This window comes from Geodermatophilus obscurus DSM 43160 (genome assembly GCF_000025345.1).
In the GTDB taxonomy this organism is placed as follows: Bacteria; Actinomycetota; Actinomycetes; order Mycobacteriales; family Geodermatophilaceae; genus Geodermatophilus; species Geodermatophilus obscurus.
In genome coordinates, this window is the sequence record NC_013757.1 from 3449069 (window position 1) to 3470672 (window position 21604).

General features: G+C 76.4%; 21 protein-coding genes. 12 read left to right on the forward strand and 9 right to left on the reverse strand.

From position 1 onward, the window contains the following. The first annotated feature begins 193 nt into the window (after window positions 1-193). The 3 genes from GOBS_RS16065 to GOBS_RS16075 all read left to right on the forward strand — a co-directional run bounded on the left by GOBS_RS16065 (window position 194) and on the right by GOBS_RS16075 (window position 2805). Window positions 194-460: a hypothetical protein gene (locus GOBS_RS16065; protein WP_012949313.1), complete on the forward strand. Its 267-nt coding sequence runs from the start codon at window positions 194-196 to the stop codon at window positions 458-460. Window positions 461-768: 308 nt separating this feature from the next. Then, window positions 769-1767 carry a cupin domain-containing protein gene (locus tag GOBS_RS16070; protein ID WP_341776374.1) on the forward strand — a complete coding sequence of 333 codons (999 nt, stop codon included), beginning with the start codon at window positions 769-771 and terminating at the stop codon, window positions 1765-1767. Between the two features lie 96 nt (window positions 1768-1863). Then, window positions 1864-2805, forward strand: a complete 942-nt coding sequence (locus tag GOBS_RS16075; RefSeq protein WP_012949315.1) for a sucrase ferredoxin — start codon at window positions 1864-1866, stop codon at window positions 2803-2805. 12 nt (window positions 2806-2817) lie between these two features. On the opposite strand, the gene GOBS_RS16080 is transcribed toward GOBS_RS16075, so the two are convergent. The 7 genes from GOBS_RS16080 to GOBS_RS16110 form a co-directional block, all read right to left on the reverse strand. After that, window positions 2818-4014, reverse strand: a complete 1197-nt coding sequence (locus tag GOBS_RS16080; RefSeq protein ID WP_243697517.1) for a serine hydrolase domain-containing protein — start codon at window positions 4012-4014, stop codon at window positions 2818-2820. Between the two features lie 149 nt (window positions 4015-4163). Then, window positions 4164-5357 carry an alkaline phosphatase family protein gene (locus tag GOBS_RS16085; protein ID WP_243697518.1) on the reverse strand — a complete coding sequence of 398 codons (1194 nt, stop codon included), beginning with the start codon at window positions 5355-5357 and terminating at the stop codon, window positions 4164-4166. Between the two features lie 50 nt (window positions 5358-5407). Continuing rightward, window positions 5408-6166, reverse strand: coding sequence for a class I SAM-dependent methyltransferase (locus GOBS_RS16090; protein ID WP_012949318.1), 759 nt, complete (start codon window positions 6164-6166; stop codon window positions 5408-5410). Between the two features lie 130 nt (window positions 6167-6296). Then, entirely contained in the window at window positions 6297-6776 is a 480-nt protein-coding gene (locus tag GOBS_RS16095; RefSeq protein ID WP_012949319.1) for a VOC family protein, read from the reverse strand. A gap of 262 nt (window positions 6777-7038) precedes the next feature. After that, on the reverse strand, window positions 7039-10845 hold the full coding sequence (locus tag GOBS_RS16100) for a DNA polymerase III subunit alpha (RefSeq protein WP_012949320.1): 3807 nt from the start codon (window positions 10843-10845) through the stop codon (window positions 7039-7041). Beyond that, on the reverse strand, window positions 10842-11327 hold the full coding sequence (locus GOBS_RS16105) for an SAV_6107 family HEPN domain-containing protein (protein ID WP_012949321.1): 486 nt from the start codon (window positions 11325-11327) through the stop codon (window positions 10842-10844). Before GOBS_RS16105 ends, GOBS_RS16100 begins: the two co-directional genes overlap by 4 nt. Further along, the gene (locus tag GOBS_RS16110) at window positions 11327-11653 is read right to left on the reverse strand and encodes a DUF6504 family protein (protein ID WP_012949322.1); all 327 of its coding nucleotides are present in this window, start codon (window positions 11651-11653) and stop codon (window positions 11327-11329) included. Before GOBS_RS16110 ends, GOBS_RS16105 begins: the two co-directional genes overlap by 1 nt. A 241-nt stretch (window positions 11654-11894) precedes the next feature. On the opposite strand from GOBS_RS16110, the gene GOBS_RS16115 reads away from it, so the two are divergent. The 6 genes from GOBS_RS16115 (at window position 11895) to GOBS_RS16140 (ending at window position 17279) form a co-directional block, all read left to right on the forward strand. Beyond that, window positions 11895-12410: a YbaK/EbsC family protein gene (locus GOBS_RS16115; protein WP_012949323.1), complete on the forward strand. Its 516-nt coding sequence runs from the start codon at window positions 11895-11897 to the stop codon at window positions 12408-12410. Continuing rightward, window positions 12407-12994 (forward strand): GNAT family N-acetyltransferase, encoded by a 588-nt coding sequence (locus GOBS_RS16120; RefSeq protein ID WP_012949324.1) that lies wholly within the window; start codon window positions 12407-12409, stop codon window positions 12992-12994. Before GOBS_RS16115 ends, GOBS_RS16120 begins: the two co-directional genes overlap by 4 nt. Beyond that, entirely contained in the window at window positions 12991-14628 is a 1638-nt protein-coding gene (locus GOBS_RS16125) for a phytoene desaturase family protein (RefSeq protein ID WP_012949325.1), read from the forward strand. The genes GOBS_RS16120 and GOBS_RS16125 overlap by 4 nt, the downstream gene beginning before the upstream one ends. Then, complete coding sequence (locus GOBS_RS16130) at window positions 14625-15419, forward strand: carotenoid biosynthesis protein (RefSeq protein ID WP_012949326.1); 795 nt, start codon at window positions 14625-14627, stop codon at window positions 15417-15419. The genes GOBS_RS16125 and GOBS_RS16130 overlap by 4 nt, the downstream gene beginning before the upstream one ends. A 73-nt stretch (window positions 15420-15492) precedes the next feature. Further along, window positions 15493-16632, forward strand: a complete 1140-nt coding sequence (locus GOBS_RS16135) for a glycosyltransferase family 2 protein (RefSeq protein WP_012949327.1) — start codon at window positions 15493-15495, stop codon at window positions 16630-16632. Continuing rightward, entirely contained in the window at window positions 16629-17279 is a 651-nt protein-coding gene (locus GOBS_RS16140) for a flavin reductase family protein (RefSeq protein WP_012949328.1), read from the forward strand. Before GOBS_RS16135 ends, GOBS_RS16140 begins: the two co-directional genes overlap by 4 nt. A gap of 71 nt (window positions 17280-17350) precedes the next feature. Here GOBS_RS16140 and GOBS_RS16145 read toward each other — a convergent pair whose 3' ends face one another. Both GOBS_RS16145 and GOBS_RS16150 read right to left on the reverse strand, forming a co-directional pair. Further along, a complete protein-coding gene (locus GOBS_RS16145; protein WP_012949329.1) occupies window positions 17351-18328 on the reverse strand; it encodes a carbohydrate kinase family protein in 978 nt (325 codons plus the stop codon). Between the two features lie 267 nt (window positions 18329-18595). Further along, window positions 18596-19252: a CDP-alcohol phosphatidyltransferase family protein gene (locus GOBS_RS16150; protein ID WP_012949330.1), complete on the reverse strand. Its 657-nt coding sequence runs from the start codon at window positions 19250-19252 to the stop codon at window positions 18596-18598. A 57-nt stretch (window positions 19253-19309) separates the two neighbouring features. Between GOBS_RS16150 and GOBS_RS16155 the strand changes: the two genes are divergently transcribed. Genes GOBS_RS16155 through GOBS_RS16165 form a run of 3 tightly spaced genes read left to right on the forward strand, consistent with a single transcriptional unit; the run spans window position 19310 to window position 21586 of the window. After that, window positions 19310-20119 (forward strand): lipase family alpha/beta hydrolase, encoded by an 810-nt coding sequence (locus GOBS_RS16155; protein WP_012949331.1) that lies wholly within the window; start codon window positions 19310-19312, stop codon window positions 20117-20119. A 40-nt stretch (window positions 20120-20159) separates the two neighbouring features. Continuing rightward, a complete protein-coding gene (locus GOBS_RS16160; RefSeq protein WP_243697519.1) occupies window positions 20160-20987 on the forward strand; it encodes an ArsR/SmtB family transcription factor in 828 nt (275 codons plus the stop codon). Continuing rightward, the gene (locus GOBS_RS16165; protein ID WP_012949333.1) at window positions 20984-21586 is read left to right on the forward strand and encodes a TIGR03086 family metal-binding protein; all 603 of its coding nucleotides are present in this window, start codon (window positions 20984-20986) and stop codon (window positions 21584-21586) included. The genes GOBS_RS16160 and GOBS_RS16165 overlap by 4 nt, the downstream gene beginning before the upstream one ends. The last annotated feature ends 18 nt before the right edge of the window (window positions 21587-21604 follow it).

The following is a 21604-nucleotide window of genomic DNA, read 5'->3' on the forward strand; positions in this document are numbered from 1 at the left end:
CGTGTTCGACCCGAGGGAGGACGCTAACGCCCGCGGCACTGCCGCGGCACCTCGACGCGGCACCGTGACCGAGCTGTTGCCCGGCTGCGTCGCCGCTGGTCGGGGCAGGTGTGTGAGAGCAGGACGGGCGAGGTACAGCACCCCCGGAGGGCCGCCGGCCGGCGGCCCGGACCCGACGTGATGGGGAGACCCCATGGCTCTCGACGACGACGACATGACCAGCACCGAGGGCCACGGCCCGGCCGACGGCGGTGCCGCCGGCGGTGGTTCGGACGGCGGCGCGGACGGCGGGGCCGACAGCGGCGCCGGCCACGGCCCGGCTGACGGCGGAGCCGCCGGTGGCGGTTCGGACGGCGGTGCCGATGGTGGCGCGGACGGCGGTGCCGATGGCGGTGCGGACGGCGGTGCGGACGGCGGCGCCGACGGTGGTGCCGACGGCGGCGCGGACGGTTCCGCCTGACCGAGGACCCCACCGCCCAGGGCCGGCCGGGCGACCGGCCGGCCCTGGGTCGGTGCACCGCTCTCGACCCGCGGGTCTTCGCCGAGGAGTACTGGGCCCGCCGGCCGCTGCTGACCCGCGCCGAGGAGACGGGCGGCTCCTTCGCCGACCTGCTCGACCTCGCCGCGGTCGACGAGCTGCTGTCCCGCCGCGGGCTGCGCACCCCGTTCCTGCGGATCGCCAAGGACGGCGCGGTCGTCGACCCCAAGCGCTTCACCACGTCCGGCGGCGCCGGCGCCGAGGTCGCCGACCAGGTCTCCTCCGACGCGGTGCTGCGGCTGTTCGCCGACGGCAGCACCGTCGTCCTGCAGGGTTTGCACCGGCTGTGGCCGCCGCTGATCGAGTTCGCCGACCAGCTGGCCGCCGACCTCGGCCACCCCACGCAGGTCAACGCCTACGTCACCCCGCCGTCCTCGCGCGGCTTCTCCCCGCACTACGACGTCCACGACGTCTTCGTCCTGCAGGTGGCCGGCGAGAAGCGCTGGCGCATCCACGAGCCGGTGCTGACCGACCCGCTGCGCACCCAGCCGTGGAACGAGCGGGGCGCCGCGGTGGCCGCCGCCGCCGAGCGCGAGCCGCTGATCGACGCGGTGCTGCGCCCCGGCGACGCCCTCTACCTGCCACGCGGCTACCTGCACTCGGCGACCGCGCTCGGCGCCATCAGCGCGCACCTGACCGTCGGCATCCACTCGGTGACCCGGTGGGCGGCCGCGGAGTCCGCCCTGGACCTGGTCCGCGTGCTCGCCACGGAGGACCCGCAGCTGCGCCGCTCGCTGCCGCTGGGCGTCGACCTCGCCGACCCGGCCGCGGTCGCCGACGACGTCGCGACGGTCGTCACCGCGCTGAAGGGCTGGCTGGACCGCGTCGATCCCGCCGAGGTCGCCGACCGGCTGCGGGCCCGCACCTGGTCGCAGGTCCGCCCGGAGCCGGTGGCCCCGCTGGCCCAGGCGACCGCGGCGGCCGCCCTCTCCCCCGACACCGTGCTCCGGCTGCGCCGCCGCCTGCGCTGCCAGCTGCGCGAGGCCGCCGACGGACGGGTCACCCTGGTCGCGGGACGACGGTCCCTGGAGCTGCCCGCCGAGACGCGGCCGGCGGTGGCCGGGCTGCTGGCCGCCGGCGAGCTCAAGGTCGCCGACCTGCCCGGGCTCGACCCCGCCGACCAGCTCACCCTGGGTCGGCGGCTGGTGACCGAGTCGATCGCCACCGTGCCCGGTGCGACCGCGGAGGACCATGGGGGGCGTGAGCGCGCGCCCGGGAACGGATCGTGAGCCGGCCGGACCCCGTCACGTGACCGAGCTCGCGAGGTCACCCGAGAGCACGGCACCGCCGACTCCGGCCCGTCCGAGCGCCGGCGAGGAGGGGCTGTGAGCGCGCCCCCCGACTTCTGCCGGGTCGCCGCGGCACCCGGGCTCCCGGCGGGCCGGCTCGACGAGGACCGCTGCTCGGTGCAGGCCCTGGTCCGCGGCGACTCCGGCGTGGCCACCGCGTCCCCGGCGCAGCGCTGGCTGCTGGTGGAGCAGCCGGGCCCGTGGGGCATGGACGCCCTGACGCAGTCCCGCTTCGACCCGGCCGTCGCGCCGCGACTGGCGCACCGGGCGCGGGCCGAGGGCGTGCGGGTGCTGCTGGTCCGCCGTCCCGGCGACCGGCTGGCCGACTCGCAGCGGCGCTGGGCCTACGTCGACGGCCGGCCCGGCGCCGAAGGCGTGTGGTGGTCGGTCCGCGGCACCGACGCCGAGCTGGTCGACGTCCCCTGGGACGGATCGGTGGGGACACGCACCGACGACCCGCTCTACCTGGTGTGCGCGCACGGCGGGCACGACGCGTGCTGCGCGCTGCGCGGCCGGCCGCTGGCCCGGACGATGCCCACCGACGACGTCTGGGAGTGCAGCCACCTGGGCGGCTGCCGGTTCGCCAGCAACGTGCTCGTGCTGCCGCACGGCTGCTACTACGGGCAGGTGCCCGACGACGGCGCCGAGCTGGTCGCCGCGCACGCCGCCGGCCGGGTCGCGCTGCCCTGGCTGCGGGGCCGGTCGGGGGTGCCCGCGCCGGTGCAGGCGGCCCAGCACACCGCCCGCGCGGAGCTCGCGCTGCTCGGCGTCGACGACCTGCCGCCGCGCGACGTGCGCCGGCTGACCCCTGCCGGGGTGGACGTCGAGCGGTGGGTGGTCACCCTCGCCGGGCCGGACGGCGACGTGGTCACCGAGGTCGAGAGCCGTCCGTCGCAGGAGTCGGCGCCGCTGACCTGCCGGGCGGTGCACCCCGCGCACGGCCGCACCTGGCACGTGCGGCTGCTCTCCGGCGTCTGAGCTCCCCGGGGGTCAGGCCCCGGCGCCGCCCGAGGCGGGCCCGAGGGCACCGTGCGCGACCAGCGTCTCGTACACCTGTGTCGCCAGGGCCCCGAGCTGGTCCTCGTCGGGTCTGCTGTTCAGGGCCATGGCGATGATCAGCCCCGACTCCGGGAAGTAGGCGTGCAGGAGGCGGAAGCCGAGCGTCTCGCCCTCGTAGAACCAGAAGGTGCCCAGGGCGTCGGTCATCTGGGCGACCCCCAGGCCGAAGCCCCTCGGGTCGTCGGGGCCCGTCGCCTCGATGGGCTCCCCCGTCGCCGTCGAGACCAGGCTGAGGAGCTCGGCCTGCTGCTGCGGCGGCAGCAGCCACCCGTCGTACAGGGCGCGCTCCCACCGGGTCAGGTCGGCCGTCGTGCTCAGGATGGCGCCTGCGCCGCGCGCCCAGGACAGCGAGGTCCGGCTGACGTCCTGTCCTCTCAGCGGGGACAGCTCGGGCTCGTCGGTCCGGGTGTAGTAGCCGGCCGGCATGCGGTCGGCGATCCCCGGGGGGTGGAGGTGCGAGCGGTAGTAGGTGTCCCGGAGTCCCAACGGGACCAGGAGCCGGGCGGAGAGCTGGTTGGCGTAACCGGTCCCGGTCACCCGCTCGATGATCATCTCGGCCAGGACGTAGTTGGTGTTCGAGTAGCTGTACCCGGAGGTGGCCGGCGCCGCGACCGCGTAGCCGACCAGCTCCTCCGGGGTGAACTCCCGGAGCGGGTCGGCGGCCTGGGCGGTGAGGAAGGCCGGCTGGTCGTCGTAGGTGGGGATGCCGCTGGTCATGTCCAGCAGCCGCCGGATGGGGACGTCGTGCCACTGCGGGTACTGCGGCAACCACCGGCTGACGGGGTCGTCGATCGAGAGGCGGCGCTCCGCCTCCAGCTGCAGCAGCAGCACCGAGGTGAACGCCTTGGTGTTGCTGCCGATCTGCCAGAGGGCGTCCCGCTGCACCGGCACCGATCCGCCGAACTCGGTGGTCCCGGCGGTGACGTCGATCGTCTCCAGCCGGTCCGGGAGGCTGACGCTCAGCCCGGCGGCCGAGACGTGCTCGGGCTCGCCGCGCGCCCGGAGGTACCCCGCGAGGTCGTCCCGCAGGTCCGCCACCAGAGCCGGGGCGGCGCCGACGTCCGCTCCCACCGGAGCGGCGGGCGGGGCCGCTGCGGCACCGGGGGCGAGCAGGACGGTCGTCAGCACCGTCGCCACGAGGGCCGTGGGGACGGATCGTGCTCGTCTGGCGGTCATGGGGGGACCCCGCCCTGCCGGGACCGGCACGTCCAGCGCCGGTCGCGGGGCACTGTCGTCCCCGCCGCCCGACGGGTCAACGACCGGCGGCGTCCCCGCGGTCAGGCCAGGGCGCGGCCCCGCGCGGCGAGCAGGGGGATGGCCAGCTCGGTCGCGGTGAGTGAGCCGTGGTAGCCGACCAGCCGGCTCGGGCCGGGCTCCTGCTCGGTCGCGATCAGCGCCCAGGTGCCACGGGCCAGTGCCACGACGTCGCCGATGCGCCCCGCCAGGTCGTCGTCCACCGGACCGAAGACGCCGCTGGCGATCGCCTCGTCGCGGCCGGCGACCCAGGCCCGCTCACCGAGGACCTCCCGCCACCGCGCCAGCAGGTCGGCCTCGGCACCGGGCACGGCGTGCAGGTAGCGCGCCCGCGGCTCCCCTGCCAGCAGCCGGACGTTCTCGGTGAGCGCCGGGGTGGCGTCCAGGTCGAGCCGGGTACCGGCGGGGACGTCGAGCATGCCGTGGTCGGCGGTGACCAGCAGCGCAGCGTCGCCCGGCAACCCGTCGACGACCTGCTCGACGAGCCGGTCGACGAGGGCCAGCTGGGCGCGCCAGCTGGCCGAGTCGACGCCGCGCACGTGGCCGGTGAGGTCGAGCTCGGCGGTGTAGCCGTAGACGAGGGTGCGCGGCGCGGCGGCCAGCGACTCCAGCAGGACGGCGGCCAGGTCACCGGCGCCGACGGTGCCGGTGTAGCGCGCGCCGCGGTAGGCGACGTTCGACAGGCCCGACCCGCGGAACGCGTAGGGCGCCACAGCGCTGACCTCGACCCCCGCGTCGGCGGCCTGTTCGAAGACGCTGCGCCGCGACATCCACACGGCCGGGTCGGGGTCGTCGCCCCACTGGACGTGGTTGAGCGTGCGGTCCTCCCCCGGGACGGCGGTCACGAAGCCGAGCACGCCGTGGCTGCCCGGTGGCAGGCCGGTGCCCAGGGTGGTGAGGCTGACCGGGGTGGTGCTCGGGCAGGGGGCGGAGAGGTCCCCGGCGGGAGTGGCGAGCCCGGCGAGGGTGGGGGCGACGTCCGCGTGTGCGCGGACCAGGTCGGCGCCCAGCCCGTCGACCAGCAGGACGGCAACCCGGCGGGCGCCGGCCAGCGCGGCGGTGAGGCCGAGCGGGTCGGGCGGCAGGTCCCCGCGCTGCACCGGGACGCCGAGCGCGGTGGCAGCGCTCGGCAGGACGTCGGCGAGGCTGGCCGTGCCGTAGCGGGGGCGGACCAGGTCGTCGGGGAGTCGGAGGACCCCGTCCGTGGAAGGACCCACTGCCTCCCACCCGCTCGCAGGCTCTGGCTGGGGCCGAGCGGGCAGAGCCATCACGGGCGGGTCGCGAGCAGGTGCAGGCCGGCGGCGACGTCGCGGTAGGGCGAGCTGCCGGCCAGCGCCAGCTCCAGCCGGCGGACCGCCTCGGGGTCGGCGCCGGAGGTGACGTCGAGCAGGTCGCTGACGACGGAGACGCCGCGCCAGGTGCCCGGCTGCAGCCCGGCGGCCTCGACCAGGGTGATCAGGTCGTCGGGGCTGAACCGGCGACGGGCGGGACGGCGGGCACGGCGGGGCGCGGGGTCACGGTCCTCGAGCAGGGCGAGGGCCTCGACCGGGTGGCCGGCGACCGCCCGGGCCAGCACCGCGCCGGCCCGGTTGGCCGAGGCCACGCTGGCGGTGCCGCCGGGGCGCAGGGCGCGGGCCAGCTCGCGCAGCGTGGCGGCGGGATCGTCGACGACCTCGAGCACCGAGTGGCACAGGGCGAGGTCGTAGCTGCCCTCGCCGGTTTCGCCCGCGGGCACGACCTGGTGCAGCTGGTCGCCGTCGCCCTGCACGCCGCGCACCCGCGCCCCGACGCCGGCGTTCTCGGCCCGCCGGTTCAGCGTGGCGAGCGCGTCGGCGCTGGGGTCGACCACGGTGACGTCGTGGCCGAGCCGGGCCAGCGGAACGGCGAAGTTGCCGCTGCCGCCGCCGACGTCGAGGACCTGCAGCGGCCGGCCGGCCGCGACGAGCGGGTCGAGCGCGGCCCAGACGGCGACCGCGCGGGTGGGCAACTGGTCCGCGGCAGGCGAGATGGGGGCAGACGGCGGCACCCGTCGGAGCCTAGTGGCGGTCGGTGCCGCGCACCGGTCCGCTCACGGGACTGCGTCGGGGGGCGGTGGCACCGGGCGCCGAGTGGCCCCTGCAGGGTCGCGCCGCGAGCCTGCGCGCGGTGGTCCCTCCTCAGGCCGAGACCCCGTCGGCCGCCCGCTTGATCTCCTCGATGTCGATGCGGCGCATCTGCAGCATCGCCTCGGTCGCGCGGCGGGCGCGGCCGGGGTCGGGGTCGTTGAGCAGGGTGGTCAGCTCGGTGGGCACGACCTGCCAGGAGACGCCGAAGCGGTCCTTGAGCCAGCCGCACATGCTCTCCTCGCCGCCGTCGGTCAGCCGGTTCCAGTAGTGGTCGGCCTCCTCCTGGTCGGCGCACATGATCTGGAAGGAGATGGCCTCGGTGAACGGGAACTGCGGTCCACCGTTGAGGCCGACGTAGTCCTGGCCGTCGAGGGTGAACGAGACGGTCATGGCGGTGCCCTCGGGCATCGGCATGTCGGGCCCGTAGCGGGTGACCTCGCCGATCGCGGAGTTCGGGAAGATCGAGGTGTAGTGGGCGGCGGCCTGCTCGGCCGCGCCGTCGAACCACAGGCACGGGATCTGCTTGGGCATCGGGGTGTCCTCTCGTGGGTGGGGCGGTCGACTCAGGCGTCGAGGAGTAGACCGCCGTCAGGCCCGCAGGTCATCGGTCGCCGCCGCGCGGGTTGGGCTGCGACCGCGGTCTCGGCCCCGCCGCAGGGGCCCGCCGGGCCCCGTCCCGAGCCTGCGAAGGGGCGGGGAGGACGGGGTCCTCCGACGAGGCGTGGGGGCAGCGGCGGCCCCGTCCCGGGTCCCGCCCCGAGCCTGCGAGGGGTGGGGAGGACGGGGTCCTCCCTCAGTGGCCGGAGCTTCCCGGGCTGGAGTGCCAGAGCTTGCGCGGCGCCGACGACGTCCCCCGGCGGGTGGCGTCGCGGCGCGCCACGGTCATGGCGTCCTCCCCCGCCGGCTTGATGTCGGCGTAGGGCGACATCCGGAAGCCCGTGGGGTGCACCAGCACCGGCTTGACCACCACCGGCCGTGAGCCGCGCGAGGCCGCCGCACCGGCGATCGCCTCCTCGGTGTAGCCGCCGGAGGCGGCCATCTGCTCGGCCACCGCCTCCAGCCCGCCGGTCTCCCAGGCCTCGTACAGCGCCGGCAGCTCCCACGCGCCGGTGGCCCGCAGGGAGACCCCGCGGGGGCCGGTGCGCCGCAGCACCCCGCGGATCACCAGCAGCCACGAGTGGAAGACCGTCGAGGCGTAGGGACCCTGGGCGTCCTCGAAGAAGGTGGAGTCGGTGCAGCCGGTGCCGTCGTCGAGGGTCACGAAGACCACCCGGCGGCCGGAGCGGATCGGTGGCGTCTGGGTGGCCACCTTGACCCCGGCGACCAGCACCTCGGCTCCGCTGCGGCTGCCGAGCAGCTCGCCGGCCAGGACCGCGCCGATCGCGGCCAGGAACGGCCGGTAGAAGTCGACGACGTGCCGGCTGGCGTCCAGGCCGAGCACCTCCAACTCGGCGCGCACCAGCTCGGCGTCGGTGAGCTCCGGCAGCCCGCTGCCCTCGGCCCAGCCCAGCCCGGGCTCCTCCGCCTCCTCGCCGGGCAGCTCCGTGCCCTCCATCTCGAGGCCCATGAGGTCGAGGCTGAGCTGCCCGGTCGTGGCGGCCTTCGCGCCGCTGCGGCTCCACCGGTCCAGCTCGCCGATCTGCAGCAGCAGGTCGCGGCGGGTGACCTGCCGGCGGCCGCGGGTGGGCCGGCCGGCCTCGCGGTCGCGGACCCCGAAGCCGTAGAGGGAGTCGAAGCCGCCGGCCAGCACCAGCCGCTCCACCACCGGCCGGGACACCGACGCCCGGTGCCAGAAGTCGGTGAGCGAGCGGTAGGGCTGCCCGGCGACGACCCGCTCCACCTCCTCGGCGCAGATGCCCTTCACGTCGCTCAGGGACAGCCGGATGCCGTAGCGGGACGGGTCGGGCATCGCCACCGGCATCCAGCTCGGCCGCGCCCACCCGCCCGCAGTCTCGACCTCAGGTCCAGCGTCAGGGTCGGCCTCGAGGCGCTCCACCCGGTAGGTGCCGGCCGAGGCGTTGACGTCCAGGCCAAGCACCCGGACGCCGAAGTTGCGGGCGTCGTCGAGGATCAGCCGCTTCGGGTACATGCCCGGGTCGTGGGTGAGCACCCCGGCGAGGAAGGCCGCCGGGTGGTGGGTCTTCAGCCACGCCGACTGGTAGGTGGGCAGCGCGAACGCCGCGGCGTGGGCCTTGCAGAAGCCGAAGGAGCCGAAGGCGACCAGCACCTGCCACACCTGCTCGACCACCTCCACCGGGTAGCGCTGCACCGCCTCGGGCACGAACCAGGCCCGCACCTCCGGGTGCAGCTCCCGGTCGCCCAGCGCGCGGCGCGCCTCGTCGGCCTGGGCCAGGTCGCAGCCGGTCATCTGGGCGACGATCTGCAGCACCTGCTCGTGGAACACGACCACCCCGGCGGTCTGCTCCAGGTACGGGGCGAGGTCGGGGTGCGGGTAGACCGGCTCGCGCCAGCCGTTCCGGGCCAGCAGGAACGGGGTGACCATGTCGCTCTTCACCGGGCCGGGCCGGAACAGCGAGATGTCGATGACGATGTCCTCGAACGTCTCCGGCCCGAACTTGCCGACCAGCTCCCGCTGCCCCGGCGACTCGATCTGGAACATGCCGAGGGTGCGGGTCGAGCGGATCAGCTCGAACGTCGTCGGGTCGTCGCGCGGAACGGCGTCGATGTCGACGGTCTCCCCGTCGACCCGGGCCACCTCGTCGAGGGCGTGCGCGATCGCCGACTGCATCCGGATGCCGAGCAGGTCGAGCTTGAGCAGCCCGAGCTCCTCGACGTCGTCCTTGTCGAACTGGCTCATCGGATAGCCCAGGTAGCTGTTCTCCACCGGGGTGCGGTCGAGCAACGTGGCGTCGGAGAGCAGCACGCCGCACGGGTGCAGCGCGATGTGCCGGGGCAGCCCGTCGAGCCGGGCAACCAGGTCGAAGAGCAGGTCGAGGTCGCCGGTGCCGCCGCCGCGCCTCGAGCCCAGCCGGCTGGCCCGCAGCTCCGGGAGGTCCTTGAGCGCGGCGTGCACCTGGTTGGCCCGGATGTGCGGAAAGGCCTTGGCGACCGCGTCGACCTCGGCGGGCGGCAGCCCGAGCGCCGCCCCGACGTCGCGGATGGCGTGCCGCACCCGGTAGGTGTCCATCATCGAGATGCAGCTGACCCGGTGGGCGCCGAAGCGGTCGAGAACCGCGTCGTACACCTCCATCCGGCGGGCGGACTCCACGTCGATGTCGACGTCGGGCAGCTGGTGGCGCAGCGGGGACAGGAAGCGCTCCATCAGCAGCCCGTACCGGATCGGGTCGACGTCGGAGATGCCCAGCAGGTAGGTGACCAGGCTGCCGGCGCCCGACCCCCGCGCCGCGGCCCGGACCCTCAGGCTCTTGATGAGGTCGACCACGTCGGCGACGGTGAGGAAGTAGGACGGGTAGCCGAGGACGTCGATGACCTCCAGCTCGTCGTCGAGTCGCCGGGCCACCTCCGCCGTGCGGGGCATCCCGCGCCGACCCAGCCCCGCCTCGCAGCGGGCACGCAGCACCGCCGACGGACCCATCCCCTGCTCGGCCGGGGTGGTCACCACCTCCAGCTCGGGGTAGCGCACGCTGCCGACGCCCAGGTCCGCCCGGACGTCGACCGCGCACTGCTCGGCGAGCCGGGCGGTGCGCTCCAGCAGCTGCAGCACCGCGTCCCGGTCGGGGCCGACGAGGTCCTCGGCGACCTCGGCCATCTCCTTGCCCGACTTCAGGTGGCCCTCGGCGGTGCGCCGGTCGACGTGCCGGGCGTCCAGCGGGACCAGCCGGCGGGCCGCGTCCAGGACGTCGGCGGTGGGCGCGTCCAGGGCGTCGACGTAGCGGACGGCGTTGGTCAGCACCGCCGGCACCCCCTCCGCGGCGGCGAAGCGCAGCAGCGCCTGCGCCCGGGAGCGGTCACCCCGGCCGCGGTGGTGCACGACCTCGAGCACGAGCGAGCCGGGACCGAACACCGCGCGCCAGGCGGCCAGCCGGGCGGAGGCCACGTCGGCCCGGCCGGCGGCCAGCGCCCGGCCCACCGGGGAGTCGGGACCGAGCAGGGCCACCAGCCCGGGCGCGTGCTCGGCGGCCAGCGCCAGCGAGCTCACCGGCTCTCCGCGCGTGCCGCGCAGGTGGGTGGCGGTGGTCAGCCGGCACAGCGACCGCCAGCCGGCACCGTCCCGGGCGAGGAAGGTGACCCGCGGCAGCCGTGGGTCGACGCTGGCCCCGCCGCGGGCCGGCGACCGGCGTCCGGCGCGGCCGGGTGCGTCGTCCGGTGCTCCCGGCCGGCGAGACCGTGCCCGCTGCGCCGAGTGCGCACCGCCGACCACCGGCGCCAGGGCCGGCGGCACGGTCGTGTCCACCGAGGGCGTCACCGCCAGGTCCACCCCGAACAGCGGGCGCACGTCGGCCGCGCGGCAGGCCAGCGCGAACTTCACCGCACCGTAGAGCCCGTCGCGGTCGGTGAGCGCCAGGGCCCGCATGCCGTGCTCGGCCGCCCGCTCGACCAGGTCGGCCGGGTGGTTGGCCCCGTACTGCATGGAGTAGCCCGAGGCGACGTGGAGGTGGACGAAGGGGTCGGCCCTCACCGCCCGTTCCGGTGCTCGGACCCGCCGACCACCCGGGGACGCGCGCGCCGGGGGGACTCCGGCGGGGACACACCGCCCAGGGTGTTCTCCACGACGTCGAGGAAAGAGCGCACGTCGCGGACCAGGTCGTCGGCCTCGCGGTCGGTGACCGCGTGGGACAGCCCGGCCTCGGCGGCGGCCCGCTTGGCGGCGCCGGCGGCGAAGAAGGTGGCCCACTCCCCCAGCTCGGGCGCGACCTGGCCGAGCAGGACCCAGGCGCTGCGCGGGCGGCGCCGCCCGGACTCCGGCCGGGTGCGCGCGGCCAGCACCGCGGCGGCGGCGCGCAGCGCGCCGAGGTGGGCGGTGGCGTAGCGCTGCCGGGCGTCACTGCTCGCCGCCGCCTCGGCCAGCGCCCGGGATGCCTGGTCGAGCAGCTGGCGGGCGGCCTGCGGCAGCGGCGGGGGCAGGGGCAGCTGGTCGGCCATGACGCGGACGGCTCCCATCAGTCGTGCACCCGCACGAGCGACCAGCGGTTGTCCGCCGACTCCCAGCTGAGGTCGAAGACGCCGGCGAAGCTCGTCCGCGACCGGCCGGCCCGGACCGCCTCGACCCGCCACACCTCGCGGCTGGCGACCAGCTCGGCGGAGGCGCCACCGGTCACCCCGGCACCGCGCTGCCACCACGGGGCGGTCTCCACCCAGGAGTCGAGCAGCTCACCGACGACGTACCGCGACTGCCCGCGCCAGAACTGCGCCGGCCCGAGCGGCCCGCGCTCGACCTGCACCTCCTCGCCGACCCGCTCGCCGACCCCGCTCAGCACCCGGCTCATGACAGACTCCCCACCCGCTGCGCCGCCCCACCGGCCCCGGCCCGCCGCACCGGGTGGGGAAGGACCCGGGTGCGGCGGGAGGCCGACGTCGTTCGAACGCCTGTTCGAACGACGTCGAGTACACCCGACGGCACCGACGGCGTCAAGCGGGGCGCGCGATCGGTGTGCGAGGTGGCCTCCGGGCCCTCCGGGGAGCCCGGGGTCGGGAGCGGACCGTCGGGGCCGGTGGCAGGATCGACGCATGAGCCGACCCGAGCACCCGCGGGTGGCCGCCGTCTCCTCGCTCCTGGCCGAGGCCGGCGCTGCCGGGCAGGTGCTCGAGCTCCCCGGCAGTGCCCGCACCGCCGCCGAGGCGGCCGGCGAGCTCGGCGTCCCGATCGGGGCCATCGCCAACAGCCTGGTGTTCGACGTCGACGGCGCGCCCCTGCTGGTCCTCACCAGCGGCGCGCACCGGGTCGACGTCGCCAGGGTGGCCGCGCTGCTCGGCGTCCGCGACGTGCGCCCGGCGTCGGCCGACTTCGTGCGCCGGCACACCGGCCAGCCCATCGGCGGCGTCGCGCCGATCGGCCACCCGGAGCCGATCGGCACGCTGGTCGACGTCGAACTGGCCCGGCACGACCGGGTCTGGGCCGCCGCCGGCCACCCGCACGTGGTCTTCCCGACCAGCTACGAGGAGCTGCTGCGGCTGACCGGCGGGACCGCCGCGGAGGTCGGCGAGGGCCCGCTGGTCCTGCCCGAGACGGTGGAGGCCCGATGACCGGCACGACGCCCGCGGCGCGGGTCACCGAGCTGCCCACCGGGTGGCTGCGCGACCACATGCACGAGGCCCTGGCCATCTACGGCGAGGCGATGGGCTACAGCCCCTCGGTGGTCGCCGGCCGGTACGGCTACGCCATCCAGCACACCGAGCGCCCCGGCTTCCGCGCGGTCGGCGCCTTCCTGCAGACCCGCGACGGCGAGGTCCTCGTCGGGTTCGCCTACGGCTACCTGATCGCCCCCGGCCAGTGGTGGCACGACCAGGTGCGCACCGCGCTCGACCGGCGGACGGCGAAGCGCTGGCTGCCCGGCGCCTTCGAGGTCTGCGAGCTGCACGTGCACCCCGACCACCAGAGCCGCGGGCTGGGCCGCCAGCTGCTGCACGCCCTGGTGGCCGGCCTGCCCTACCCGGCGGCGCTGCTGTCGACCCCGGACAACGACACCAAGGCCTTCCGGCTGTACCACGCCGACGGCTTCGTCGACCTGGCCCGCAACCACCGCTTCCCCGGCGACTCGCGCCCCTTCGCGATCCTCGGCGCCCACCTGCCGCTCGCACCCCCGGCACCCCGGTCCGACCGCGCGTGAGCGACGGCCACACCTCCGTCGACGCGGTCGTCGTCGGCGCCGGGCACAACGGGCTGGTCGCCGCCTGTTACCTGGCCCTGGCCGGGCTGCGGGTGGAGGTCGTCGAGCGCGACGAGGTGCTCGGCGGTGCGGTCTCCACGGTGGAGCGGTGGCCGGGCGTGCGGGTCGACCGGGGCTCGAGCGCGCACGTGATCGTCCGGCAGAGCGGCATCGTCGAGGAGCTCGACCTCGCCGCGCACGGCCTGCGCTACGTCGACTGCGACCCGTGGGGCTTCGCGCCCGCCCCCTCCCCCGGCGACCCCGGCCCCGACGGCCGGCCGCTGGTCTTCTCCGTCGACCTGGACGCCACCTGCGCCTCGATCGCCGACGCCTGCGGACCCGAGGACGCCGCCGCCTACCGCCGCTTCGTCGAGGTGTGGGCCCCGCGCAGCCGCGCCGTCGTCAGCTCCTTCGCGCGGCGGCCGACCGTGGGCGGCCTGGCCCGCTCCTTCTGGCCGATCGGCGCGCCCGCCGACGGCCGGCCGCGGACCCCCGGCGGCGACATCGCCGTGGACTTCCTCGGCTCCGGCGACGCGCTGCTGGACCGCTGGTTCACCAGCGAGCGGCTGAAGGCGGCGCTGGCCTGGTTCGGCGCGCAGTCCGGCCCGCCGGTGTCCGAGCCCGGCACCGCGGCGATGGTCGCGTGGGCGACGCTGCTGCACGACGTCCCGCCCGGCCACCCGGTGGGCGGCTCGGGCGGGCTCACCCAGGCGCTGCGCCGCCGGCTGGAGTCCGACGGCGGGCACGTCACCCTCGGGGACGGCGCGGCCCGCCTGCTGGTCGAGGACGGCCGGGTCACCGGCGTGGAGACGGCGTCGGGACGGCGGGTCGCGGCCCCGGTCGTCGTCGCCGCGTGCCACGTGCTGGCCACCCGCGACCTGGCCGGGGAGCACGCCCCGCCGGCGCTGGCCGACGCCGCGCCGCCGGTGGGCAACGGCTTCGGCCTGGTGGTCCGGGCGCTCACCGACGGGCCGCCGGCCTACCCCGGGGTCGACCCGGCGGCGGCGCTGGGCGGGCTGCAGCTGCTGTGCACCGACCGCGCGCAGCTGGCCGCCGCCCACGGCGACTGGCTGGCCGGCCGGCTGCCGCGGGAGCCGGTGCCGCTGGGGATGTGCTTCTCCGCCACCGACGACACCCTCGCCCCGCCCGGGCAGCACCTGGTCACCGTGTGGGGCCAGTGGTACCCCTACGCGATGGCCGACGGCGCCGACTGGGACGCGCTCGCCGACGCCGAGGCCGACCGGCTGATCGCCGCCGTCGACCGCTTCGCGCCCGGCTTCGCCGCCTCGGTGCAGCGCAGGTACGTGCAGACCCCGCTGCTGCTGGAGCGGGAACTGTCCCTGCCGCGTGGCAACGTCATGCACGTGGAGATGGGGCTGGCCAGCATGTTCGCCCTCCGGCCGACGCCGGCCCTGTCGGGCTACCGGGTGCCCGGCCTGGCCGGGCTCTACCTCGCCGGCGCCTCCACCCACCCCGGCGGCGGGGTGTCGGGCAACTCCGGGCGGACGGCGGCCCGCGTCGTCCTCGGCGACCGCGGCGTGCCCGCCCGTGCGCGGGAGACCCTCCGGCGCGGGCTGGCCCGGGTGCGCCGGTGAGCGGTCTGGTCGTCGCGCGGGCGGGCAGCCGGCCGGCCGCGGTCCCGTGGGTGCCGGCCGTGCTGCTCGTGCTCACCGCGATCGCCTACCCGCTGACCGAGGGCGGCGCGGTCCGCGACGCGGTCAGCTGGACCATCGTCCTGCTGGGCTCGACGGTGTCGGTGGTGCACGCGGTGGTCAGCCGGGGCGCGCGGACCGGGGCCGGCGTCCTGCTGGCCACCGCGGCCACCGCCGTGGTGTTCGAGTCGGTCGGCCTGGCCACCGGGTTCCCCTACGGCGAGTACACCTACAGCGACGACCTCGGGCCCACGCTGCTCGGCGTCCCGTTCCTCGTGCCGCTGGCCTGGCTGATGATGGCGTGGCCGAGCTGGCTGCTGGCCCACCGGCTCACCCGGGGCGGGCGACGCGCGGTCCGCGTTGGGGTGGCCGCGGCGGTCTTCGCCGCGTGGGACGTCGTCCTGGACCCGCAGATGGTGCAGGCCGGCTACTGGACCTGGGCGCACCCGCAGCCGTCGCTGCCCGGCATCGACACGGTGCCGCTGACCAACCTGGCCGGCTGGCTGCTGGCCGGGTTGGTCCTGATGACGCTGCTCGACCTGCTGGTCGCGCGCACCGCCCTGGCGCCGCCGCGCACCGGCGACGGCGCTCCGCTGCTGGTGCTGGGCTGGATGACCCTCGGCGGCGCGGTGGCGCACGCCGGCTGGCTGGGGCTGCCCGGATCGGCGGCGTGGGGCGTGCTGCTCGCCGTCCCGGTGCTGGTCGCCCTGGCGGTGCGGAACCGCCGGCCGTGACCGGGCTCGCGGGGTCGCGCATGGACGCAGCACCCCCGGTCACGACGCCGACGAGCGCCGGCGAGGAGGGCTCGTGACCGGCCGGCTGCTGCGGGTCCTCTCCGGCGCGGCCGTCGCCGGCGCGCTGCACGCGGCGGTCAACGCGGCGCTGCTGCGCCGCCCGCCGGCCGGGCCGCCACCGGTGCGCCGGCCGGTCACCGTCGTCCTCCCGGTGCGCGACGAGGAGGCGCAGGTCGGCGGCTGCCTGACCGCGGTGCTCGCCCAGCAGGGTGTGCCGGACCTGCGCGTGGTCGTGGTGGACGACGGCTCGACCGACGGCACCGCCGACGTGGTGCGCTCGGTGGCCGACCCGCGGGTGCGCCTGGTCGCCGCCGCCGACCCGCCGCCGGGCTGGCTGGGCAAGCCGCACGCCTGCGCCACCGGGGCGGCCACCGGCGAGGCAACGGACGACGGCGTGCTGGTCTTCCTCGACGCCGACGTCCGGCTGTTCCCCGACGCGGTGGCCGGCGCGGTCGCCGTCCTCGAGGCGCACGACGTGGACCTGGTCTCCCCCTGGCCGCGGCCGGTGACCGCGACCGCGGCCGAGCGCCTGGTGCAGCCGCTCGGCCCGTGGCTGTGGATCACCACCCTGCCGGTGCGGCTGGCCGAACGGTCCCGGCGACCGTCGCTGACCGCGGCCAACGGCCAGTTCCTCGTCGTCCGGCGGTCGGCGTACGCGCGGGCCGGCGGGCACGGCGCGGTGCGCGGCGAGGTGATCGAGGACGTCGCGCTGGCGCGGGCGGTGAAACGGGCCGGTGGCCGGGCGGTGCCGGTCGACGGGTCGCGGCTGGCCGCCTGCCGGATGTACGACGGCTGGCCGGCGCTGCGGGCGGGCTACGCCAAGTCGCTGTGGGCCTCGGTCGGCGGGTCGCCGGGAGCGAGCGTGGCGGTGGCGGCCGGGCTGACCGCCGTCTGGGTGCTGCCCGCCCTCGCCGCGCTGCGCGGGTCGCGCGCCGGGCTGGTCGGCTACGCGGCGGGCGTGGCCGGGCGGGCGGTGTCGGCCGCGGCGACCGGCAGCCGGGTGTGGCCGGACTCCCTGGCGCACCCGCTGTCGATGCTGCTGTTCGACGTCCTGCTCGCCGGGTCGGTTGCGGGCAGACGGCGGGGCACGCTGTCCTGGCGCGGCCGCCCGGTCGGCGGCGTCCCGGTCACGCGGGAGACGATGGCCGGGTGACCAGCCCGAACACCCGCGTCCACTTCGACCCGACGGCCATGGACGGCGGCGCCTTCTACCGGGTGCTCAACTCGATCGTCGTACCCCGCCCGATCGCCTGGGTGGGCACCCGCTCGGCCGAGGGGGTGGTGAACCTGGCGCCGCACTCGTTCTACACGGTGGCGTGCGTGTCCCCGCCGGTCGTGCAGTTCACCTCGGTCGGCCGCAAGGACACCCTGGACAACGTCGAGGCGACCGGCGAGTTCACCGTCAGCCTCACCCCGGAGTGGCTGTTCGAGCAGGTCAACGCCACGGGCACCGACTTCCCGCACGGGGTCAGCGAGGCCGAGGAGGTCGGCGTGGCGCTGGAGCCGAGCGAGCGGGTCGGCGTCCCCCGCGTCGCGGAGTCACCGGTCGCCGTGGAGTGCACGTTGCACTCCACGGTCCGGCTCGGCGACAGCACGGTGGTGTTCGGCCGGGTGGAGCTGATCAGCGTGTGGGAGAGCGCCGTCGAGGGGGGCCGGCCGCGGATCGAGCGGCTGCGGCCGCTGGCCCGCCTGGGCGGCAACGAGTGGACGGCGCTGGGCGAGGTGAAGGAGATCAAGCGGATCCCCTACCGCCGGTGGTCGGAGGACCCGGCCATCGGCGAGCAGCTGCGCGGGCAGTAGCCGGCACCACTGCGGCGGAATCGGGCTCCGGTCAGCCGTCCGGACCCCGGCTTCCCCGCAACTGCGCGGGCTCAACCGGGCAGGTGCGCGGCGATCTCGTCGGCGGCGTCCGTGCCGAACGCGGCGGCGAAGCGCTCGAGGAAGGGCTCGCGCCGCAGCTCGTACTCCTGGGTGCCGATGACCTCGACCGCCTCGGTGGCGACCGCCGACCCCAGCTGGGTGGCCCGCTCCAGGCTCAACCCCCACACCCGGCCGGCGATGAACCCGGCGCGCAGCGCGTCACCGCCACCGGTGGGCTCGACCGGCTTGGTCTCCGGGACGGCGATCACCTCGATCGGCTCGGCCCCGGCCTGCCGCACGAGCACGCCGTCGGCCGCCCGCGTGGTGATCCAGGTGCCGACCCGGTCGAGCACCTCGCCATCGCTCCAGCCGGTCTTCTGCAGCAGCAGGGCGGCCTCGTACTCGTTGGTGAACAGCAGGTCGGCGCCGTCGACCAGGTCGCGGATCATCTCGCCGTCGGCCCAGGCCAGCTGCTGGCTGGGGTCGGCGACGAAGGCGTAGCCGCGGTCCCGGCACTCGCGGGTGTGGCGCACCATCGCCGTCGGGTCGTTGGGTCCGACGACGACCAGGTCCAGCCCGCCCACGCGCTCGGCGACCGGGGCCAGCTCGATAGAGCAGGCCTCCGACATCGCGCCCGAGTAGAACGACGCGATCTGGTTGTTGACCGCGTCCGTCGTGCAGACGAAGCGAGCGGTGTGCTTGAGCTCCGACCAGTGCACGCTGGCGGTGTCGACGCCGTGCCGGGTCAGCCAGGCGTCGTAGTCGGCGAAGTCGCTGCCGACCGCGCCCACCAGCACCGGCGCGAGCCCGAGCAGGCCCAGCCCGTAGGCCATGTTGGCCCCGGCGCCGCCACGGTGCTGCACCAGGTCGTCGACCAGGAACGACAGCGACACGTTCTCCATCTGTCCCTCGACGAACTGCTCGGTGAACTTCCCCGGGAAGGTCATCAGGTGGTCGGTGGCGATGGAGCCGGTGACGACGACGGGCACGGGGGCGCTCCCTCGGGATGGCGTGCGGCGGGACGCCCGGTGGACGTCGGAAGACGACGTCAACACCTTAGGAGCCGCCGGGGCACCGCGCCCGCGGCCACCTGTCAGGGTCCCGCCGGCTCCGTCCCGGGCCGGCCCCGTCCAGAATTTCGCCGCGGGCCCCGTCCCGGGCACCGCCCCGAGCTCGCGAGAGGTGGGGAGGACGGCGGCCACCCTTCAGGGGCCCGCGCCGAGCGTGCGAGGCGTGGGGGGAGGGTGGTCCTTCCCTCAGTCGGCCAGCGCCCGCCTCAGCGCCGTCCCGAGCTGGGCGACGCCGACGACGCCGAGCAGGCAGCCGACCGCCGTCCCGCAGGTGACCACGGCCCCGGCCCACCCGAACCCGGCCACCACCCCGGCCCCGCCGAGGGTGAAGCCGGTCATCACCACCCGGGTGGGGCGCTCCCAGACCGACAGCTCCCCGGTCTCGGTGACGCCGGCCTGCCCGGCCCGGGCGCGCAGGTAGTCCGGCAGCCAGCACAGCGCGCCGAACGCCGCGGCCAGCCAGCCGGGGGCGCCGGCGACCCACAGCGCGGCGGCGAACGCGCCCTCGCCGAGCCGGTCGACGGCCGAGTCGAGGACGAAGCCGCGGCGCGACGCCCGACCGGTGGCGATCGCGAGCGCACCGTCCAACCCGTCGAGGACGGCGGAGAACCCGACGAGCACCCCGGCGAGCACCAGCCACGGACCGCCGGCCGCGGCCGGGACGACAGCGGCCACGGCGACGAGCAGCCCCCCGGCGGTCACCGCGACCGGCGGCAGCCCGGCGAACCGGCGGGCCAGCGCGTACACCCCGGACAACCAGCCGTGCACCAGCCGGCTGGTCGTGGGGTCGGCCCCGCCGTGCCACGTCGACCAGGCGGCGAGGTACTCCTCGCGGCTCAGCACGGCGCCCGCTCCACGAGCGCAGTCCACCAGGCTGCGGCGGACGGGGACAGTGGTGGGGTGCTCGCCGGTCTGTCCCCCGCTCGCCGCCGCCTCGTCGTCACCGTGCTGGCCCTCGTCGTCGTCGCCGTCCTGGTCACCGGCGCAACCCTCCTGCTCGGGCGGCTGTCGGGCGCTGCCGGCAGGGAGCCGGTGTCGCAGTCGGAGCCCGGGCCGGTGCTGCTGGTGCCCGGCTACGGCGGCTCCACCGCGTCGCTGCAGCCGCTGGCCGACCGGCTGGCCGCCGAGGGGCGCGACGCCACGGTGGTCGCCGTCCCCGGGAACGGCACCGGCGACCTCGGCGGGTCCGCCGACGTGCTGGACGAGGCCGTCGACGCGGCGCTGGAGCGCACCGGCGCGAACAGCGTGGACGTCGTCGGTTACTCCGCCGGTGGCGTCGTCGCCCGGCTGTGGGCGGCCGACGGCGGCGCGGACGTCGCCCGCCGCATCGTCACGCTCGGCTCCCCCCACCACGGCACCACGCTGGCCGACCTGGCCGGCTCGCTGTCCCCGGACCAGTGCCCGGAGGCGTGTCGGCAGCTCGCCACCGGCAGCCCGCTGCTGATCCACCTCAACGCCGGTGACGAGACACCGGAGGGGCCCGCCTGGGTGTCGATCTGGACGACGCAGGACGAGACCGTGACTCCGCCGGAGTCCGCGCGGCTGGAGGGCGCGCTCGAGCTGCCGGTGCAGTCGGTCTGCGCCGACGCTCGCGTCGCCCACGGCGACCTGCCGCGCCACCCGCTGGTCCAGGCGATGGTGCTCGAACAGCTCGGGGTCGCCGCTCCGGCCGCGCTGGGCCCCGAGGACTGCGCCCGGTTGAGCGGCTGAGGGCAGGTCCCCTCGAAGCGGGCGTCAGCAGCGTTGACACATGCAGGTGAATGCCTGCATCATGCTGGTCGTGGCGGCGGAGACCCGGGACGTGGACCAGGTCTTCAAGGCCCTGGCCGACCCCACCCGGCGGCTGTTCCTCGACCGGCTGCGCGAGCAGGACGGTCAGACGCTGGGCGAGCTCTGCACCCGGCTCGGCATGGCCCGCCAATCGGCCACCCAGCACCTCGACGTCCTCGTCCGCGCGGGCCTGGTCACCGTGGTCCGCCGCGGCCGGGAGCGGCTGCACTTCCTCAACCCGGCACCCCTGCACGACATCGGGGAGCGCTGGATCTCGTCGTTCGACCGACCCCGCCTGGCGGCGCTCTCCGCCATCCGGTCCCGAGCAGAGGAGTACGCGATGACCGAGTCCGTCCCGACCTACGTGTACGTCACCTACATCCGCGCCGGCGCCGAGCAGGTGTGGCACGCGCTCACCGACGCAGACCTCACCGCCCGCTACTGGGGGCACGCGAACGTCTCCGACTGGCGGCCCGGCTCGCGCTGGGAGCACCGGCGCTCCGGCGCGGTCGACGTGGCCGGCCGCGTGCTCGAGGCCGATCCACCGCGGCGCCTGGTCATCACATTCGGAGCGCCGGACGGCGACGAGCCCCCGGGCGGCGACTCGGTCGTGACCTTCGTCCTCGAGGAGCAGGGCGGGATCGTCCGGCTCACCGTCACCCACGAGAACCTGGCCGACGCGAAGGCGCTCGGGGAGATCTCGCACGGCTGGCCCGCGGTGCTGGCCAACCTCAAGTCGCTGCTGGAGACCGGCGAGGTGCTGCCCGCGGCCCCGTGGGAGATGGCGCCGGCCGGGCAGTCGTCGTGACGGGCACGGTGTCACTCCCGCTCACCGCAGAGATCGCTCTCTTCGCGCGCGCCGCCGGCTACGCGCTGGAGAGCCTGGCGGAGGTTTCCGACGCCGACCTCGGGCGGCCCACGCCCTGCGGCGACTGGGACCTGCGGACGCTGCTGCTGCACCTCGCCGACACCGCCGACGGTCTCACCGGCCTGGCCCTCACCGGCGAGCTGGCCCTGCCCTCTCTCCCCCGCACGGACGACGCGGACCCCGCGGCCGTCGCCCGGGACCGCCTGCTGCGCCTGCTCGACGCCCTCACGTCGGCCGCCGCGGACGACCGGCCGGGCGATCAGGACCGCGCCGCGCACGCTCTGGCGGCCGCGCGCGGCGGCGCGATCGAAGTCGCCCTCCACGGCTGGGACGTCGCCACGGCCTGCAGCTCGGGACGCGCCATGCCGCCCGGGCTCGCCACCGCGCTCCTGCAGGCGGCGACCTCGCTGGTGGAGGACGGCGCCCGCCCGGGCCTGTTCGCCGCGCCCGTGTCCGTGCCGCCGGACGCGGGCCCGGAGGACCGCCTGGTCGCCTTCCTCGGCCGTCGGCCCGCGGCGGGTCCCCACGGCTGGAGCTGAGCCCCGCGGCGAGGAGGG

What these genes read in the sequence shown, in the direction of transcription:
- GOBS_RS16065 (WP_012949313.1), top strand. Translation starts at nt 194, where the DNA reads ATGGCTCTCGACGACGACGACATGACCAGCACCGAGGGCCACGGCCCG.
- GOBS_RS16095 (WP_012949319.1), bottom strand. Translation starts at nt 6,776, where the DNA reads ATGCCCAAGCAGATCCCGTGCCTGTGGTTCGACGGCGCGGCCGAGCAG.
- GOBS_RS16105 (WP_012949321.1), bottom strand. Translation starts at nt 11,327, where the DNA reads ATGGGAGCCGTCCGCGTCATGGCCGACCAGCTGCCCCTGCCCCCGCCG.
- GOBS_RS16110 (WP_012949322.1), bottom strand. Translation starts at nt 11,653, where the DNA reads ATGAGCCGGGTGCTGAGCGGGGTCGGCGAGCGGGTCGGCGAGGAGGTG.
- GOBS_RS16115 (WP_012949323.1), top strand. Translation starts at nt 11,895, where the DNA reads ATGAGCCGACCCGAGCACCCGCGGGTGGCCGCCGTCTCCTCGCTCCTG.
- GOBS_RS16120 (WP_012949324.1), top strand. Translation starts at nt 12,407, where the DNA reads ATGACCGGCACGACGCCCGCGGCGCGGGTCACCGAGCTGCCCACCGGG.
- GOBS_RS16160 (WP_243697519.1), top strand. Translation starts at nt 20,160, where the DNA reads ATGCAGGTGAATGCCTGCATCATGCTGGTCGTGGCGGCGGAGACCCGG.